A 17,695-nucleotide genomic window follows, 5' to 3' on the forward strand; every position below is an offset into this window, starting at 1 on the left:
TCGGCGACACACGCCGCGGAACGTGCAGCCGGGCGTCGGTGCCGACGAGATAGCCGAAGCCGGGTGCGAAGCCGCCGAACGCAACGATCCACGCTTGATCGGTATGTGCGGCAACGACTTCGGTGGTGGACAGGCCGGTCAGTCGGGCCACGTCGTCGAGGTCGTCGCCGTCGTAGACCACCGAGATCGTCACGGTGTCGGACCGGTCATCGTCCACGTCGACTGCGGGTTCGGTGGCCGAGATCCAGTCCAGTACCGGCTGCTTCGGCCCGTCGAACATCACCAGCACGGTGCGGGCGGCGGGAACCAGATCGACGACTCGCGGCGGCGGATCGGCCGTCAGCGAGCGGTAGTACGCCATCGTCTCGTCCAGCCCGTCGAACTCGACGAGCACTGCATTCTCGCCCGCCGGGACAATGCGCATCAGACGAAGGCTGTCACGTCGATACCGTTGCCGCTCAGCAGTTCCGACACGGCCGTTGCCATCGCGACCGCGCCGGGGGAGTCGCCGTGCAGGCAGATCGACTCGGCGGCAACGGCGATGCGCGAGCCGTCGACTGCCAGGGTGGTGCCGTCGGTGATCATGGTCAGCACACGCTGGGCGACGGCGTCGGGATCGGACAGCACGGCGCCGGGTTCCGAGCGGGCCACCAGCGTTCCTGCGGGGTGTACGCGCGGTCGGCGAAAGCCTCGGTGACAGTGCGGAGCCCGGCTCGCTCCGCTTCGTCGAGGAACGCCGAACCGGGCAGGCCGAGCACCGGCAGCGTGGGGTCGTAGGCGAGAACGGCGTCGACCACGGCCTTGGCCTGAACGCGATGGTGCACGATCGCGTTGTACAGCGCGCCGTGTGGTTTGACGTAGGCAACGGCCGAACCGGAGACCTGAGCGAGTGCGTCGAGTGCACCCATCTGATAGATCACGTCGGCGGTGAGATCGGCCGAGGAGACGTCGAGAAAGCGTCTGCCGAATCCGGCGAGGTCGTGATAGCCCACCTGCGCACCGATCCGCACGGCTGCGTTCGAGGCCGAGCGGCACGTGCGCAGCAGAGTGGTGGGATCGCCGGCATGGAAGCCGCACGCAACGTTGGCGCTCGACACCAGGGCGAGCATCGCGTCGTCGTCGCCGAGAGTCCATGCACCGTAGCTTTCGCCGAGATCGGCGTTGAGGTCGATGGACGTCACGTCGACATCCTAGGCGGCGACCAGCCGTCCGGAATTGGCCTTGCGGGTTCCGCCGATCGCACGGCAGACGAGATAGATCACGAAGGAGATGGTGGTGACGAACGTCGACACCGGAAGCCCGGGGGCGAGGGAGAGCAGGATGCCTCCGACGGCGGCGATCTCGGCGAACAGGATGGACAGCAGCGTCGCTTTGAGTGGGCTGGCAGTGACCCGTGCGGCGGCTGCGGCGGGAGTGATCAGCAGCGAGAGCACCAGCAGCGCTCCGACGATCTGAACGCCCAGTGCACACGCGACGCCGACGAGGACGGCGAAGACCACCGAGAGTGCGCGGACGGGGACGCCGCGGGCCAGCGCCACCTCGGGGTCGGTGCTGGCGAACAGCAGCGGCCGATAGACCACGGTGAGGACGATCAGCACCAGAACGGCGCACACCAGCAGCAACTCGATCCCGCTCTGCCCGACGCCGACGATCTGGCCGATGAGCAGCGAGAAGCTGGTGCCGGTTCGGCCGGGATAGAGCCAGATGAACAACACCGACAGGCCGAGGCCGAAGGACATGATGACGCCGATGACCGAGTCACGGTCGCGGGCCTTGCTGCCGAGCAGGGCGAACATCACCGCCGCGACCACGGACCCCACGATGGCTCCGAGGCCGACGGTGATGCCGACGAGCAGTGCGGCAGACGCGCCGGTCAGCGAAAGCTCACTCGATCCGTGCACCGCGAACGCCCACTGGCGGCTGACGATCAGCGGGCCCAGTGCGCCGGCGAGCAATCCGAGGATCGCGGCGGCGAGCAGAGCCTGCTGGACGAAGTCGTAGGTCAGCAGATTGGCGGTGGTGTCGAAGTCGAGCATCTTCGAGAATGCGTCGAGAACCTTCTCGTTCATGCCTTGTCTTCTCTGTCGTGCGGCACGGGTGGATGGTGGGCACCGGCCGAGCCGAGTGCATCGATGGAGTCACCGGTTCCGACCACGATGAGCCGGCCGCGCACCTTCAGCACCTCGACCTCGGTGCCGTAGAGCTCGGACAGGACCTCGGTGGTCATGACATCGGCGGGAGTGCCGATGCGGAACCGGCCGTCGACGATGTAGACGATGCGATCGACGAGCGGGAGGATCGGGTTGATCTCGTGCGTCACGAACAGCACTGCCGTCCCGTGCTCCCGCCGTCGGCGATCGATGAGGCTCGAGACCAGAGACTGGTTGGCGAGGTCGAGGCTGAGCAGGGGCTCGTCGCACAGCAGGACCGACGGATCGCCGACGAGTGCCTGGGCGATGCGCAGTCGCTGCTGTTCACCGCCGGACATCGAGCCGACGGGCGCGCCCGCGAAGGAGTTGGCGTCGACCTGGTCGATCGCGCGCTGCACCGTCTCTTTGCGTTGCCGCATGCCGCGCAGGCCCATGCCCCACCGATGGCCGTCCCAGCCGAGGCCGACGAGATCGCGTCCGCGCAGGGGTAGATCGTCGTCGATGTTGCGTTGCTGGGGTACGTAGCCGACGCCCGACTGGCCGCGACGGACGGGATGGCCGTCGATCGCGGCCGTGCCGGACGTGAGGTGATTCTGGCCCAGCAGCACCTTGAGCAGAGACGTCTTGCCCGACCCGTTGGGGCCGAGAACGGCGATGAACTCGCCCTTCTCGACCGCCAGATCCAGGTTCTGCCACAGCGTGCGCTCACCGAACGCCAGTCCGGCATCGCGCAGTTCTACAGCAGGCATGTACTACAGCTTTCCATCAACCGGTCCGAGATCAGGAGTCGGATCGGCTCAAGGGGTGGTTGCGAGGGCGGCCTGCAGATCCGTCGCTGCCTTGGTCTGCCACTCGAGGTACGTCATCCCGGCGGCAGAGTCTCGGTGACCTCGACGACGGGGATGCCCGCGGCCTCACTGGTGGAGCGAATGTCCTGTGTCACAGCATCTTCGGTCTGGATGTTGTAGATCAGCGCACGGACGGACTTCGAGGTGAACAGATCACGCGTTGCGGCGATCGATGCCGGAGACGGGTCGTTGCCCTCCTCGATGGAGTCCTTGAAATCCTCGGGGGTGCGATCGTCGAGATCGGACTCCTCGATGAGGTAGTGCGCGATCGGCTCGGTCTGCGCCACCGGTGCGTCGGGGTGATCGGCAGCGATCTTCGCCGTCACGTCGGTGATGCCGTGGACCTGCTCGTGGAACGTCTCGGCGTTGGCGGTGTACTGCGCAGCGTTGTCGGGATCGAGCTGACCGAGCTTGTCGGCGATCTCCTCGGCGGTGTGCGCCGCAACCTCGGCGTTGTACCAGACGTGTTCGTTGACCTCGCCGTGCGAATGGCCGTCACCGTCCGTTGCTTCTGCTTCTGTTTCCGGCGTTGCTTCATCGGAGGCGGGCTCGGAGTCGTGATCGTGGCTGTCTTCGAGCAGGGAGAAGGCATCGATCGACGGCACGTCCTGGCCCTCGGATCCGAGGATGTCCTCGATGAACTGGTCGTAGCCGCCACCGTTGTAGACCACGAGCGACGCCTCGGCTACGGAAGACGCGTCGGCGGGGCTCGCCTCGTAGGAGTGCGGGTCCGCGGACGGGTCGGAGATGATCGACGTCACTGTCGCCAGGTCGCCTGCAACCGCCTCGGCGACGCTTCCCCAGACGTTCGTGGACGCGACGATCGTGATCGGTCCGTCGACCGCGGTGGCCGGTGCGGACTCGGTGCTCGCGGATTCGGTGGAGCTGCACGCGCTGAGTGTGAAGGCTGCGGCGCAGGTCAGGCCCAGTGCAGCCGTGAGCTTGGTCCGGGACGCGCGATGAGTGGACGACATCGATGTACTCCTGTGAGCGGAACTTGACGCTAATGGAAACCGTTACCGTTGTACTCTAGCGCGCAGTGGGGTGACGGATCGAATCGGACGAACGAGACCTCGAGTTTCTCTACGCCGTGTTGTGGGACTAACGTCCCGGTTATGGTCAGGTCAAGCGAACCGCGACGTCAGGCGACGTTGGCGTCGATCGCAGCCGAGCTGAAGGTATCGCGCACCACCGTCTCGAACGCCTACAACCGACCCGATCAGCTCTCTCCGGAACTCCGCGAACGCGTCCTCCAGGCCGCCAAGCGCCGCGGATACGCCGGCCCCGACCCCGTCGCGCGATCGCTGCGCACCCGCAAGGCCGGAGCCATCGGACTGCTCCTCACCGAAGCCCTGAGCTACTCCTTTCGCGACCCCGCCGCGATGAGCTTCCTCGCTGGACTCGCCGAATCCTGCGAAGCCGCAGGGCAAGGTCTGCTGCTCATTCCCGCCGGTGCCGAACGCGACGATCTGGACTTCTTCACCTTCCCCGAACTCGACTCCGCCGTAGGAACATCCACGGTCGAGGCACCGATGGATGGGTTCATGATGCGCACCGACCCTCGCAACCGGCCCGGAGCCGAGGACTTCCTCACCTACATGACCGGCCCCGACCCTGCCGTCGCCTACGCGAAGCAGGATCCGCAGGCCATTCCCGCTCATCGTGATGCCGACCTGTCGAGTTTCCCTGCGCTGGTCCGCAAATCGGCGGACCTCGTGCAGAACGCCGAGGAGATCACCCAGTTCTTCGACCGCGATACCCGTCCCGATTTCGCGTCGATCGTCATGATCCCGGCCCTGCAGCAGTTCATCGGTAACCCCGACGATGTCGACGGCCTGGTACGCAGTATCGAACGCCAGAAGTCAGCGGTGTTCGGAACATGATCGTGCGCAGTGTGATTCGACGCCCATCATCCACTCGACATCGAGATCAGGTAATGCCATGACCGCACCCGAACGGGTCAAGTCGCCGAAGGTTCGGCGCAGTGTTCGCGAGAAGTGGACGATCGCGCTCATGCTCGGGGTCCCCGCGCTGATCGTCATCGGGCTCGTCTGGATTCCGACGATCTTCACGGTGATCCTGTCGTTCGCCCGCTGGGACGGCATCGGCGGCACGTCGAGCATCGAGTGGATCGGCACCCAGAACTACGTCGACGCGGTGCAGGCCTACCCGCCGTTCCAACAGGCCCTGCACAACAACGTGCTCTGGCTCGTCTTCCTGTTCCTCGTCCCCACCGTCATCGGTATCCTGCTGGCGATCCTTCTGGACAAGAACCTCAAGGGATCTCGGCTGTACCAGAGCATCTTCTACATTCCCGTGGTGCTGTCGATGGCCCTCATCGGCTTCATCTGGCAACTCATCTACTCCACCGAGGGTGGCGTCCTCAACAGCCTGCTGGGTACCGACGTCGACTGGCTCGGCGACCCGGACATCAACATCTGGGCCGTGATGGTCGCAGCCGGTTGGCGTCACACCGGTTACATCATGCTGTTGTACTTGGCCGGCCTCAAGGCCATCGATCCGTCCGTCCGCGAAGCCGCGGTGATGGACGGCGCCGGTCCGATCCGCACGTTCTTCAGCGTCATCTTCCCGCTGATGAAGAACACCAATCTGCTCATCGTCGTCATCACCGTCATCGAGGCACTGCGCGCCTTCGACCTGGTCTGGGTGATCAACAGGGGCAGAAACGGATTGGAACTGATATCGGCGTTGGTCACCGCCAACGTCGTCGGTGAAGCAGGCCGCATCGGCTTCGGCTCGGCCCTCGCGACAGTCATGCTTCTCATCTCTCTCGTCTTCATCGCCCTGTACCTCGCCATCGTTCTTCGGAGCAAAGACTGATGACCACTTCACTCACCCGCACAGCGCCTCCCGAGCGCGATCCGCTGACCCGCAACCGCACCGCCGTCGCCAACCGTCGGCGCGCAGGCACAGCCAGATCGCGATGTACGTGCTGCTGACCGTCATGGCGCTCGTCTGGATGTTCCCGCTCGTGTGGGCGGTGTACAACTCGTTCCGCGACTACGACTACGTGTTACTCAACGGATACCTGTCCGTCGGCGGCTATACGTTCAGCAACTACATCGACTCGTGGCAGATCGGCGGGATCCCGCACTACTTCTTCAACTCGCTGATCATCACCGTGCCGTCGGTACTGCTCATCCTGTTCTTCGGCTCGATGGCGGCGTTCATCCTGGCCCGCTTCAGCTGGAAGTTCAACATCTTCATGCTCGCGGTGTTCATCGCAGGGAACCTGCTGCCCCAGCAGACGCTGCTCACGCCACTCTTCCGTCTGTACAACGCAATTCCCGTTCCGTACTGGATGAGTTCGTCGGGATCGCTGTACGACAGCTACTGGGGTCTGATCATCGTGCACGTCGCGTTCCAGACCGGGTTCTGCGTGTTCGTGCTGAGTAATTACATGAAAACCGTGCCGCACGAACTGCTCGAGGCCGCCACCGTCGACGGAGCGAGTCTGTTTCGTCAGTACTGGCAGGTGGTGATGCCGCTGTGCCGTCCGGCCTTGGCCGCACTCGCCACGCTGATGGTGACGTGGATCTACAACGACTTCTTCTGGCTCTCGCCCTGATGGTCAGCGGCGACAAGCTCCCGGTGACGACGGCGCTGCAGAATCTGCAGGGTAGCTTCTTCACCGACACCAATCTGCTCGCCGCGGGCTCGGTGCTGGTGGCTCTACCGACAGTGCTCGTATTCGTTGCGCTGCAACGCCACTTCGTGTCCGGTCTGACGATGGGTGCCAACAAGTGAGTTTTTCCGCCCTTCGCCGTGACGGTGTCATGGTGATCCTCGGCCCGTCGTCCACCGCCGTTCCGGCTGTGCTGCACTGGGGTACCGACCTGGGCGAGCTGTCCGACAACGACCTCACCGAGGTGCGCAGGGCCGCGATCCCCGCTGTCCCGCATTCGAGCGTGGATGTGCCAGGTGGCTCACCCTCGCACCCGGCGGCGACGACGCCTGGCAGGGAACACCGGCTCTGGCATTGCACCGCTCCGGCACCGTGCAATATCCGCGGTGGGCCGACGTCACCGTTCGTTCCGGTGAATTCCATTGTGCGGTGGAGGCGTCCGACTCCGAGTTGGGAATTGCATGGTCGATCGAGTTGTCACTCGAGGTCGGCGGTTCGCTCCGTGTGCGTCAGAGTGTGCGCAACGTCTCCGGTGGCCCGTTGACCGTCGACGGCGTCGTGACACTGATGCCGTTGCCGGACACTGCAACCGAACTACTCGACCTGACGGGACGGCATTGCCGCGAACGTACACCGCAGCGGCGACGGTTCGATCACGGCTCGACCGTGCGTGCCTCACGACGCGGAAGAACCGGGCACGACGCCACCCTGGTCCTCACTGCCGGGAGCGAGGGCTTCGGCTTCCGCGACGGCGAGGTGTGGGGTGCGCATGTCGCCTGGAGCGGTGATCACCTGCATCTGGCCGAGCGTCTACCCGAGCGGGCCGGACAGGCCTCGGGGGGTTCTGGGTGGCGGCGAGCTGCTCGCGCCCGGCGAGGTGGTACTGCAGAGCGGCGACACCTACACGACCCCGTGGGTGCATTTTGTGTATTCCGCTGCAGGACTGGATGGTTCTGCGCAATCGTTGCACCGATGGATGCGATCTCGACCCGCGCATCCCACCTCGCCGCGTCCCGTGGTGTTGAACGTCTGGGAAGGCGTCTACTTCGATCACGATCTCACCCGACTCCGCGGGATCGCCGACGTCGCCGCGCACGTGGGCGTCGAACGATTCGTGCTCGACGACGGCTGGTTCCGACACCGACGCGACGACCGGGCCGGCCTCGGCGACTGGCAGGTGGACGAGGGCGTCTGGCCCGACGGGCTGGCCCCGCTGTTCGATCACGTTCGCGCCCTCGGCATGAGCCCAGGTCTGTGGTTCGAACCCGAGATGGTCAACCTGGATTCCGATATCGCTCGGGCCCATCCGGATTGGCTGCTCGCGGCACCCGGGCGGATCCCGCTGGAGTGGCGTCATCAGCTCGTGCTGGATCTGACCCGTCCGGAAGTGTTCGAGTATCTCCTCTCTGCCATCGATACGGTGCTGACGAACGAGCAGCCGGACTACGTGAAGTGGGACCACAACCGGGATCTGATGCTGGCGGTCGACTCCGACGGGCGAGCGGCGGTGCATGCCCAGACCTCGGCGTTCTATCGGTTGTTGGACGCGTTGCGTTCCCGGCATACCCGCATCGAATTCGAGTCCTGCGCATCCGGCGGCGCCCGCATCGACCTCGAGGTTCTCGAACACACCGACCGGGTGTGGGCGTCGGACACCAACGATCCACTCGAACGTCAACGCCTGCAACGATGGACGACGCAGTTGCTGCCGCCGGAGCTGATCGGATCGCATGTCGGTCCGCAGATCGCGCACACGTCCGGTCGATGGTCGACTCTTCAGTTCCGTTGCTTGACATCATTGTTCGGCCATGCCGGGCTGGAGATGGACGTCACCGAGCTGGCGGCGGAAGATCACGAATACCTGCGGTCGTGGACTTCGCTGTACAAGGAATTGCGCGGGTTGCTTCACACCGGCAACGTGGTACGCGCCGACCATCCCGACCCGAGTGTCTGGGTGCACGGCGTCGTGGCAGCGGACTGCTCGGAGGCCGCATATGCGGTGGTGCGGATGGACACCTCGCCCGAGGATCGCACCGATCGGGTTCGGCTTCCCGGTCTCGATCCGATCGTTCGGTATCGGGTCGAATTCGTGCGGGAACTCAGCGATCTGGGCAACGGAATAGCACTGCCGCCGTGGATAGCCGACGGTGGAGTGGTCGAGCTGTCGGGTTCGATGTTGGCTCGGGCTGGCGTGGCACTACCGGTGTTGTTCCCGCAGACCGGGGTGTTGCTCAGGGTGCAAGCCGTCTGAACTGTGAATCGGCTCCTCAGTTCTGGATTTCCGACTGCGATCAGAGGATGGAATCCGAATCCGAGGAGCCGATTCGCCGCTTCAGTCCCAATTCACCCGGGACGCCATGTTCAGTAGCTTCGCTCGACGCGTTTCGTTCGTTTCGCCGATTCGGGCGATGCGTCCGTGGACGTGAGCTCGGAAGTCGCTTCGGTCGTCGCGATTCTGCTCGGCTGCGCCGGTGGCAATGCAGTTGTGCAGCAGCGCCCTGAGAGTGTCGTACTCCTCTCGGGGCACTGCCGGCCACGCGTTGACGACAAGCCCGGTCAGCTGTTGTCGCTGATGAGCGCGTCGAACCCTGGTCTTGTCGGGATGAATCGTGAAGCTTTCGTCGTGGGCGATCTGAGAAATCAGCCACAGCAGTCTGTCCACGTCGATGTCTGCACCACCGGAGAACGCCAGATCGTCGGCGTAGCGGCTGTAGCGGGCACCGACGGACCGGGCCAGGCCTGCGGCCCGGATATCGAGCTGTCGCGCAGCCAGATTCGCCAACGCGGGTGACGTGGGCGCGCCCTGCGGCAAGTGGGTGGCTCGAAGCCGCGCCGCAGTGGGACGGTCCACGCCGACCAATTCACCTGCCGGGGTGACCGTCGTGCAGAGCGCGGCGAGATTCGCCGCGACCTTCCTGGGATAGCCGACCGCCTCGAAGATCGCGACCACGCGATCGAACCCGATGGACGGAAAGAAGCGTCGAAGATCCACCGAGATCACCACGTCACGTTCGGAATGCGGCATCGCGAATGTTCTGGGACTTCGCGCTGTGCGAAACCCGTGCGCGGCGGGATGAGCCGGAATACGATCGAGAATGCGGCGCAGTATCTTTCGCTGAATCTCGCGCAATCGTGGTTTCGGCACCTCGAGCAACCGGATACCCTGACGCTTGTCGAGCCGTGCAGATCGATAGTGCTGCAGCGGGAACGGCGCGGCGCGTAGCCTGCCCTGCAGATCGGCGAACCATTCGATCTCCGAGATCGTCAAGTCCAGCGACCGCGCGAGCTGACCGGTGGTCTCGTACCGCGGTACCTCGAATCGCCAGGGCTTGTCACTGTGACGCGTCGGTCTCTGTGACGACACCGACGGCTCCGGAATGAACGGAAGGTCGCGCAGCAGAACGAAAGTCGATGCTTCGTCGAACGGCGGACTCGGATACAGATTGATGACCCGATCCGCCAACCACGACGCCTTGGCCGGGACGAGTGGCTCGAACGCCTCCTCGAGTCCGGACCGCGTCCATTCGGCGTCGGCAGCCAGGCGGGCCAGAGTCGCCGCTGCTCGCGGAGTGAACTCCCGCTCGATCACGGATGCCTACCGATCGGGTGCAGCGCTGTGAAATGCAACGGCGCGGGGCGACCGAAATCTTTCGTCCTCGGAGCGGGCAAGCACGCGGAGCGTGCAGAGCTGCTTCGGACGCAGTGCTCGATTCTCGTGATGTACCCAGGGGTTACCCCTGAGACCGGTCCCGCGGACCAACTCTCGCCCACGCGCCGCTGCATCCCTCCACCATGCCAAAGGGAGGCAGATCTGTCAGCGCGTTGCCCGCAGGACCGTCACGGAAGAATTGATTCGACTGCGCCCATGACGATCGTCGTCAACGACAGTCCGCCGGTTCCGAACGCCGCGGCCACGACGATGCCGATCAGAGCATCTTCACGAGTCGGTGTCGGCGGTTCGATCGTCCTGTTCATCATCGTGAACGGTAGTGACCACAACACCTCGACGCCCCCACCGAAAACGCGCGTCAACACCCCGAACTCGTTGTCGCCCCGATCCGACGGCCCGTCCAGCAGCGCACTGTCTTCGAGGTTCTTCGCCCGCAGCGTCAGAGTGCGCCCGCCGTACTGGATACCGACGCGGTAGGACCGTTTGAAGAGCCTCGCGCGGCCTGGATCGAGAACGATCTCTCGGCCGTCGATGCCGGCCCGCAGGTTCGCGGCAGTGCGCGTCCCGATCGGCACCTTGTCCGAGGTCCGAGGCCCCGTACGAGAGATCGTGACGGTCATGGGTACGCCCTCGCGATACGAACCGAAGATACTTTCGTCCCGATGGGTCAGGTCCGCTTCCCCGTAGATGCCTGTCTCGACCACTGCAGCGGTGAAGTCCGCGGAGTCATCGTCGCAATCCTGCATCTGCGCCACCCTGTCATAGATCCTGATCGTCTGGAATCGGCCCAGGTTCGGGAACCGACAGGGGTCGCGCTGCGTCCAAGGACGTAGACGTTCGTGAGAAATGGGTGAGGCAATGCGCAGGGCACGACGATGGATACTGGCGATGGCGGTGCTGCTGATCGCCGCAGGCTGCTCGAGCACCGCAGATGGGGACGCCGTCGCCGGCGCGACATCGAGTGCGGTGCCCAGTACGACGACCTCTGCGCCGACGCCTTGGGACCCATGCACCATCCCCGACGAGGCCATCGAGCGTGCAGGATTGAACGTGGACACCAAGGAATCGGGGGTGTTCGGGCGGGATCAATTCGGATTCAAGATCTGTGGCTGGGAAAACCAGGCGCCGCCGGAGAGCAAGTACTACGTGCGAATTTTCGTGGGGTTCCAAACCATCGACTGGATCAGCGACACGAGTCGTTTCGATGGACTGCGCCCTGTCCAGCTGGGCACTCGCGACGCTACTCAGTTTGAACAGATTTCCGCGACTGAATCACTCAACTGCGGCGTCGCCTACACGGCCGGTAGCGAACTGGTCATGTCAACGATCATCTCCGACGTGCTTGTCGATTCACCGCAATACGATCCGTGCACCGAGCTGAACTCGTTGATCGCGACGCTCGGTTCCGAACTTCCCAGTTGAACCGCACCCGACCGAAGGACACCTACCCATGGCCGATTTCGAGCAGAACGTTCTTGCTCATTGGCAAGACCTCAACGCCCAGGCCGACGCGGGCACGATCACCATTCCCTGCGATGTGGCCGCGAGGTGCGACGCAGCCTGCGTCGCATATCTTGCTCATCTGGGGAGGATGCAACGCAATGCTCTCGCCATCGACATAGCAACTCCATGGGGCGCCCTGAAGTCCGCCCAGGATCTACAAGCCAGGTTCGGACGCCTGGTCACCGGCACCGATCGGTCTCTCGACATCATTCTTCAGCAGCACATCGACGTCATCGAATCGATGCGGATGCTTTTTCGTCGCTACTTCGACGAGACCGAGGCTGCCGATGACCAGACAGCTGCGAACATAACCGCGCTCGCTCCGGAGAACTGATAGACCGCCGCTGTCGCCGGACCGCCGCTATCCCGCCCGCACCCGAAGCGCCCGTCGCGTCACTGTCACGGTGGCCACCAACGCAAGAGCCGAACATCCCGCGACCACCCACACCACGGATGACCAATCGACGTGCAGACCGACCTCGGTTCCCGTCACCTGCGACAGGCCGGCCGCCATGCCGTACAGCGGCGGCACAGTGACGAGTACGCCCAGCAGGGAACCGATCGCCACGACGATCACGGTCTCCCCGACGGCCATCGACAGCAGCTGGCGGGCACTGCCTCCGGAGGCTTTCAGAACAGCAGTGTCGGGCCCGCGACGATATGCCGACATTGCCAGACTGTTCGCAATCGCAAGCCCGCTGTATCCCACCGTCATTGCCATCAACACCGTCGCAAGCCAATTGGTGAGCCGCGCGTCGACCATGTAGTCCTGCAGCGCAAAACTGTAGGCGTCCTCGACCTTTGCACCGGAGGTCAGGTGTGTCGGTGCCTGATCTTCCGGCAGGAACACGATATCGGTCAACGCTGACGGATCATGACTGCGCACCAAGTCACGAGGTAGTACGAACGACCCGCGGGCGGGATCGAGTGGAAGCACCTGCGACACCACAACGTTCTCGTAGTTCCCGTCCACGAACTGCACCGACAGCGACTCACCGGCTTCGACACCGAGCAACGTCGCAGTCGGCTCGTCGAGCACCGCCTGTCCCGGGGCGGCATACCGCTCGTCGAAGCTACCCACTGCGTCGATGACCACAACGTCGTTCGCAGCTCTCGAAACGAACACCCGAGTCGGCAGACCGGCTCGCGTTCCGACCGGGCCGGCACCTGTTTCGGCCACGACCTCATCACTCAGCCTGCTGTTCCATCGGATGTCACGAGCGCCAGACCACGCAGTTGCTCGGCCTGTTCCGACGGATATGCCGCGGCCATCGTCTGCACCATTCCGCTCAGTAGCACCGCAAAGCCGACTGCAGCGATGACAGGGGCAGCGGTAGCAGCAGCGCGTCGGGTACTCGTGGTCAGTTCCGCTCTGACGAGCATCATTGCTGCCGAGCGGGATCCGCGTTCGAGCGGCCACGTCACGATGCGTGCGATCGGTCCGATCACGACCGGTGCAAGCAGCGATGCAGCAACGATCAACAGCATGGCGGCACCGATTGCGGTGTTGATTCTGCTGTCGGATCCGGTTGTCGCTGTCAGCACTGTCGCACCCACACCGCCGATGAGCGCGACAAGTCCGGCGACCCACCGCGACCTCGTCATCGGACGTCGTTCTACTGCGGCGGTGAGCAGCGCCTCGATCGGAGCAACCCTGGTAGCGGACCGAGCGACTGCCCAGGCACCGACCACCGCAACCAAGACCCCGATCCCGACGGTGAGGAGCAAGGGCCACAACGAGATACGAAGCTCGAAATCCGGTGGTTGGACGTCGAGGTTCAACAGCAGGATCCGAAGCGCCGGAGCTGCAGCAACCCCGAACGCGGCACCGACCAGACCGCCGACGAGGCCGATTGCCGCAGCCTCACCGAGCACCATGCGCCGGACTTGTCCCGGCGACGCACCGACAGCCCTGAGCAAGCCGATCTCCCGCCGGCGTTCGGACATGGCAAGAGCGAGTGTCGATCCGACAACGAAGACGGTCGTGAACAAGCCCAATGCGGACATCGCGGTCACCAGCTGAGTGCCGAGGTTTCTTCGGTGTGAAACGAACTCCGGCTCGAGAGCAGCGCGATCGGAGCCGGTAGCAATCCGACCTCGATCGCCCAGTCGCTGCTCGGCCTTCCTCACGATGTCGTCGATGCTCGAATCGGGTGACGCTACGATCCCGATCGCGCGCACTCCGGGATCGAGTTGCGCTGCAACGCTGTCGGCAAAGTAGAACCCCTCGCCGTCCAGTGTTCCCGACACCGTGAAACTCTCGATCCCCGACGCGAGATTGACCGAGACCGGATCTCCAGGAGAAACTCCCACCGAACTCGGGACGACAATCTCGGCGGAATTCGACGGTGCAACACCGGATATCAACCGGTACGGCTTCAATTGCGCACTGGACCAGCCGTGTCCGGCTTCTTGTGCTCCCTCGTCCTCGATCGGCGCACCGTCGATGAACGGCTGGGCATAGAACGATCGGTCGATGATCACAGCTTCCGCTCCTGGTACCGAGCCGAGATCGTCGACGATCTGCCCAGCTCGGCTTGCGCTCCAAGGAATGAAGTCTGCTTTGCTACCGAACTCGTTCTGTGCCTGTGCAGGCAAGACCAGCACGGCTGCGCCTTCCAGTCGCGGCTGAACTACCGGGCGCGAGGAGTCGTAGACGATGAGTGTGGCGCTGATCAAGCTGCCCCGAATGTCTTGGCCAACAACGCGGCCAGAAAGCTTCGCCAGGACGTCCGAACGTTGGCGCAAGCGAGCACCACTTCTCCAGCCCAGCCATCCGAGCCGTGATCACCGCAGCGTTGTCCGAGCGACTGCGGCCGATCTGCAGCGAGTCGACGATGCGACCGTCCTCGAGGAAGATCACCCTGTCCGCGTACGAGGCGGCGAGCGGGTCGTGGGTGACCATCACCGTGGTCTGGTGTTGATCGTCGACGAGCTTCCGCATCAACGACAGAACCTCTTTCGAGGTACGAGTGTCCAATGCGCCGGTCGGTTCGTCCGCGAAGAGCACATCCGGACGGGTGCTCAGAGCGCGCGCCAGGGCGACCCGTTGCTGCTGACCGCCCGACATCTCAGCGGGACGATGCGACGCGCGATCCTCGAGCCCCACTTCTGCCAGCGCTGCCGTCACCTCGTTCGTCGGAACGCGATCACCGGCGAATCGCACTGGCAGCTCGACGTTTTGAGCCGCGGTCAGTGAGCCCACGAGATTGAACGCCTGGAAGACGAAACCCACGTGCCGTCGCCGCAGCTCGTTCCGCGCTTTCTCGTCCAACGCGGCGATGTCGAAGCCTGCGATCGTGACGGTGCCATCGCTTGGATGATCGAGGCCCGCTGCGCACTGCAGGAGTGTCGACTTGCCAGAACCCGACGGCCCCATGATCGCAGTGAAGCTCCCCCGCTCGAAGTCCATCGACACGCCGTCGAGAGCCGAAACCGCACGATGCCCCTCGCCATGACCCTTCCGAACTCCGACGAGTCGAACCGCAACTTCATTCTGTCGAATCATGCACTCATCGAATCGGTTTCATCAACACAGCACAGTGACGCGCGCACTACGAAAAATCCGTGGGTCAGCCCTACCGAGTGAATCGCGAGATGTATCTACGATGCAGTCCTTCGGCGGAGCGTGTTCGCATCGATACGGCAGCGATAGCGATCAATCCCGCAGGGGCGAGGATGTCGTAGACAAGCACGCCGCCGGTATTGCCCGGGGCGTGGTCACCGTTGGCGAACCATTGATAGAGGTGTCCTATCACCGCGCCCCAGAGAAAAGCTGCACTGCTCAGGCCGATGGTCATCAGTTCCCGCACAGAGGCGGCAGCGGCACGTATCGCCAGGACGGCCAGGGCCAGGTTGGCGAAGGCGATCTCGAACATGAACGGTGTGCAGGTGAAATCCGATTGCATCGGACATGACTTCGGGTGCGCCCAGGAATGCCGCCACCATCCACAGACTTCCACCCCCCAATGCGGCGATCGACCACCAGCGTTGCCACACCGCGATCTTTTCCTGCGAACCGACAGCACGCCGGCTGCGCAGAGTGCCACCGAGGATGGCCACGACTATCCAAACCGCGGGAAAGGCCGACTGCAGGGAGTAAGAGATGCTGTTCATGAGTTTCAGTCTTACCTTGTTAACATTCACACGTCAACACTGATAAGGTCGGTGCCGTGGACGAAGGGTTGGCGGACTTGTTGCACCGCGTTGTGCTCTTGCTGGGCGAAGCAGCACGGGCGCAACTCGACAGCCCTGACGGACCGACCTACAGCCAGCTGCGGATTCTCGGAACTCTGGACGACATAGCGCCGGTCACCCAGCATGAACTGGCGCAGGCGATGTCGGTATCCGATCCGGCGATCAGCAGGGCGCTTCAGCCTCTACGCGAGACCGGGCTCGTCGACATCACCGTCGACCCCACGCACGCTCGACGCCGTCTGGTCCGCATTACCGACGCAGGCAGGCACACATTCCACTCGGCCGGGAAGCCGCTGCAAGATCAGTTCCGCGCAGCACTGATCGAGGCGGGCTTTCCGTACGACAGCTACCTCGAACACACCAAGCAACTCGCGGACCTTCTCGACGGAACCGCTCCTGGAGCGTCGAAAGATCAACCGGACGAATGAAATGCAGCAAAAGGGCACTTTCGTGACTCCCACGGTAGATCCAATTCCACGATCCACGCCCCCCGCGGGCATTTACGCCCCACGCACGCGGTGTGGATCCCCACGAGGGGCGTGAATCCCAGCATCGGGGCACTTACGTGACACCTGGTCCATAGTTGCACATGACAGTTGTCAACAGTTCGTCGTGACGACCGAAACGACGTGCCGTTTCGCGTTGACCTGGCCTTTTGCCCGGGTGAAGAGTCTGATGTGTCGCCGAGGAACACGGCTGAAGATCCGATGACGAAGAGCGAAGGGAATCACAGATGATCACGCAGAGTTCAACTCGCGCCGAGGCGGTGGGCACACAGACAGGACCAGCGGTGCACGCCACCGGTGTCCACAAGTCGTTCAGCGACTCCACGGGTTCGAAGTTCCGCGCGGTTCGCGAGTTGAACCTCTCGATTCCCCGCGGCAGATCGTGGCATTCCTCGGCCCGAACGGCGCAGGCAAGAGCACGACGATCGACATGATCCTCGGACTCACCGAGCCGGACGGCGGCACCATCGAGGTGCTCGGCAACGATCCGCTCACGGCAGCGTCGACGGGACGCAGCGCAGCAGTGTTGCAGTCCGGCGGGCTCCTTCCCGACGTCGCTGTCGGTGCGCTCGTCGAGATGATGGGCTCGCTGTACATCGGTGCCGACCCCGCTGCGGCGATCACCCGCGCCGGGCTCGGAGACCTGGTGAATCGGCGCGTCTCGAAGTGCTCGGGCGGCGAACAGCAGAAGGTACGTTTCGCCCTCGCGCTCCTGTCGAACCCCGAACTGCTGCTTCTCGACGAGCCGACTGCAGGCATGGATGTCACTGCCCGCAAGCATTTCTGGCAGGCGATGCGCGCCCAGGCAGCGAACGGCACCACGGTGATATTCGCGACCCACTACCTCGAGGAGGCGCAGAACTTCGCCGATCGCATCGTCGTCATCGTCGACGGAGCGCTCGTCGCCGACGGAACGGTTGCTCAGATCGAGGCAACGGTCTCCAACCGCACCGTCGACGCAAACCTGCCGCGGGCTCAGGCCGAAGCCGTTGCCGCACAGACCGGCTCGCGGCTACAGGAACTCGCCACCGGCCGGTTCCGCTTCGTATGCACCGACACCGATCCTGTGGTGCGAGCGCTGAGCACATCCACCTCCGCCACCGACATCGCGATCGTGCCGGCCTCGCTCGACGAAGCCTTCGCCGCGCTGATCGACCGCGCCGACCAGAACTGAG

The 17,695-nt window shown here is 64.0% G+C and carries 16 protein-coding genes and 6 pseudogenes; 10 read left to right on the forward strand and 12 right to left on the reverse strand.

Annotated features, from left to right (window positions below; genetic code table 11):
* The 5 genes and pseudogenes from RHBS_RS04395 to RHBS_RS04415 form a co-directional block, all read right to left on the reverse strand.
* Positions 1 to 424: allophanate hydrolase subunit 1 (locus RHBS_RS04395; RefSeq protein ID WP_128644935.1), on the reverse strand; the 424-nt coding region annotated here is incomplete at its 3' end.
* A pseudogene (locus RHBS_RS04400) lies at positions 424 to 1,181 on the reverse strand (LamB/YcsF family protein). The pseudogene RHBS_RS04400 and the gene RHBS_RS04395, both read right to left, overlap by 1 nt.
* A 9-nt stretch (positions 1,182 to 1,190) precedes the next feature.
* On the reverse strand, positions 1,191 to 2,069 hold the full coding sequence (locus RHBS_RS04405) for a metal ABC transporter permease (protein WP_128644936.1): 879 nt from the start codon (positions 2,067 to 2,069) through the stop codon (positions 1,191 to 1,193).
* The gene (locus tag RHBS_RS04410) at positions 2,066 to 2,899 is read right to left on the reverse strand and encodes a metal ABC transporter ATP-binding protein (protein WP_121872167.1); all 834 of its coding nucleotides are present in this window, start codon (positions 2,897 to 2,899) and stop codon (positions 2,066 to 2,068) included. The genes RHBS_RS04405 and RHBS_RS04410 overlap by 4 nt, the downstream gene beginning before the upstream one ends.
* Before the next feature lie 48 nt (positions 2,900 to 2,947).
* Positions 2,948 to 3,972, reverse strand: a pseudogene (locus RHBS_RS04415) (metal ABC transporter solute-binding protein, Zn/Mn family).
* Between the two features lie 141 nt (positions 3,973 to 4,113).
* Here RHBS_RS04415 and RHBS_RS28725 point away from each other — a divergent pair.
* From RHBS_RS28725 to RHBS_RS04435, 6 genes and pseudogenes are all read left to right on the forward strand, one after another.
* Positions 4,114 to 4,548, forward strand: a pseudogene (locus RHBS_RS28725) (LacI family DNA-binding transcriptional regulator); the annotation flags it as partial.
* A 391-nt stretch (positions 4,549 to 4,939) separates the two neighbouring features.
* On the forward strand, positions 4,940 to 5,839 hold the full coding sequence (locus RHBS_RS04425) for a carbohydrate ABC transporter permease (protein ID WP_121871720.1): 900 nt from the start codon (positions 4,940 to 4,942) through the stop codon (positions 5,837 to 5,839).
* Between the two features lie 103 nt (positions 5,840 to 5,942).
* A complete protein-coding gene (locus tag RHBS_RS04430; RefSeq protein WP_237668999.1) occupies positions 5,943 to 6,587 on the forward strand; it encodes a carbohydrate ABC transporter permease in 645 nt (214 codons plus the stop codon).
* Positions 6,551 to 6,766, forward strand: coding sequence for a hypothetical protein (locus RHBS_RS30210; RefSeq protein ID WP_237669000.1), 216 nt, complete (start codon positions 6,551 to 6,553; stop codon positions 6,764 to 6,766). The genes RHBS_RS04430 and RHBS_RS30210 overlap by 37 nt, the downstream gene beginning before the upstream one ends.
* A gap of 307 nt (positions 6,767 to 7,073) precedes the next feature.
* Positions 7,074 to 7,418 (forward strand): annotated as a pseudogene (locus tag RHBS_RS30215) (glycoside hydrolase family 36 N-terminal domain-containing protein); the annotation flags it as partial.
* Positions 7,414 to 8,895, forward strand: coding sequence for an alpha-galactosidase (locus RHBS_RS04435; RefSeq protein WP_236745345.1), 1,482 nt, complete (start codon positions 7,414 to 7,416; stop codon positions 8,893 to 8,895). The pseudogene RHBS_RS30215 and the gene RHBS_RS04435, both read left to right, overlap by 5 nt.
* Positions 8,896 to 8,976: 81 nt before the next feature.
* Here the strand turns inward: RHBS_RS04435 and RHBS_RS04440 are convergent, their stop codons facing one another.
* Both RHBS_RS04440 and RHBS_RS04445 read right to left on the reverse strand, forming a co-directional pair.
* Positions 8,977 to 10,233 carry a reverse transcriptase family protein gene (locus tag RHBS_RS04440; RefSeq protein WP_237669001.1) on the reverse strand — a complete coding sequence of 419 codons (1,257 nt, stop codon included), beginning with the start codon at positions 10,231 to 10,233 and terminating at the stop codon, positions 8,977 to 8,979.
* 248 nt (positions 10,234 to 10,481) lie between these two features.
* Positions 10,482 to 11,060: a hypothetical protein gene (locus RHBS_RS04445; RefSeq protein WP_128644938.1), complete on the reverse strand. Its 579-nt coding sequence runs from the start codon at positions 11,058 to 11,060 to the stop codon at positions 10,482 to 10,484.
* Between the two features lie 142 nt (positions 11,061 to 11,202).
* Here RHBS_RS04445 and RHBS_RS04450 point away from each other — a divergent pair, with 142 nt between their 5' ends.
* Both RHBS_RS04450 and RHBS_RS04455 read left to right on the forward strand, forming a co-directional pair.
* On the forward strand, positions 11,203 to 11,736 hold the full coding sequence (locus tag RHBS_RS04450; RefSeq protein WP_237669006.1) for a DUF3558 domain-containing protein: 534 nt from the start codon (positions 11,203 to 11,205) through the stop codon (positions 11,734 to 11,736).
* A 28-nt stretch (positions 11,737 to 11,764) separates the two neighbouring features.
* Positions 11,765 to 12,151 (forward strand): hypothetical protein, encoded by a 387-nt coding sequence (locus RHBS_RS04455; RefSeq protein ID WP_121871717.1) that lies wholly within the window; start codon positions 11,765 to 11,767, stop codon positions 12,149 to 12,151.
* A 27-nt stretch (positions 12,152 to 12,178) separates the two neighbouring features.
* Here RHBS_RS04455 and RHBS_RS30220 read toward each other — a convergent pair whose 3' ends face one another.
* The 5 genes and pseudogenes from RHBS_RS30220 to RHBS_RS32075 form a co-directional block, all read right to left on the reverse strand.
* A complete protein-coding gene (locus RHBS_RS30220) occupies positions 12,179 to 12,997 on the reverse strand; it encodes an FtsX-like permease family protein (RefSeq protein WP_237669002.1) in 819 nt (272 codons plus the stop codon).
* An 11-nt stretch (positions 12,998 to 13,008) separates the two neighbouring features.
* Positions 13,009 to 14,424, reverse strand: coding sequence for an ABC transporter permease (locus RHBS_RS30225; protein WP_237669003.1), 1,416 nt, complete (start codon positions 14,422 to 14,424; stop codon positions 13,009 to 13,011).
* Positions 14,425 to 14,578: 154 nt separating this feature from the next.
* Positions 14,579 to 15,325: pseudogene (locus tag RHBS_RS04465) on the reverse strand (ABC transporter ATP-binding protein); the annotation flags it as partial.
* A gap of 70 nt (positions 15,326 to 15,395) precedes the next feature.
* On the reverse strand, positions 15,396 to 15,725 hold the full coding sequence (locus RHBS_RS29650; protein WP_236745346.1) for a DUF6790 family protein: 330 nt from the start codon (positions 15,723 to 15,725) through the stop codon (positions 15,396 to 15,398).
* Positions 15,726 to 15,768: 43 nt separating this feature from the next.
* Positions 15,769 to 15,933 (reverse strand): annotated as a pseudogene (locus tag RHBS_RS32075) (hypothetical protein); the annotation flags it as partial.
* A gap of 56 nt (positions 15,934 to 15,989) precedes the next feature.
* Between RHBS_RS32075 and RHBS_RS04475 the strand changes: the two are divergent.
* Both RHBS_RS04475 and RHBS_RS04480 read left to right on the forward strand, forming a co-directional pair.
* Positions 15,990 to 16,442, forward strand: coding sequence for a MarR family winged helix-turn-helix transcriptional regulator (locus RHBS_RS04475; RefSeq protein WP_121871715.1), 453 nt, complete (start codon positions 15,990 to 15,992; stop codon positions 16,440 to 16,442).
* Between the two features lie 460 nt (positions 16,443 to 16,902).
* On the forward strand, positions 16,903 to 17,694 hold the full coding sequence (locus RHBS_RS04480; protein WP_237669005.1) for an ABC transporter ATP-binding protein: 792 nt from the start codon (positions 16,903 to 16,905) through the stop codon (positions 17,692 to 17,694).
* Position 17,695: the final 1 nt, after the last annotated feature.

The sequence above is a fragment of the Rhodococcus sp. BS-15 genome (assembly GCF_000813105.1).
Classification (GTDB): domain Bacteria; phylum Actinomycetota; class Actinomycetes; order Mycobacteriales; family Mycobacteriaceae; genus Rhodococcoides.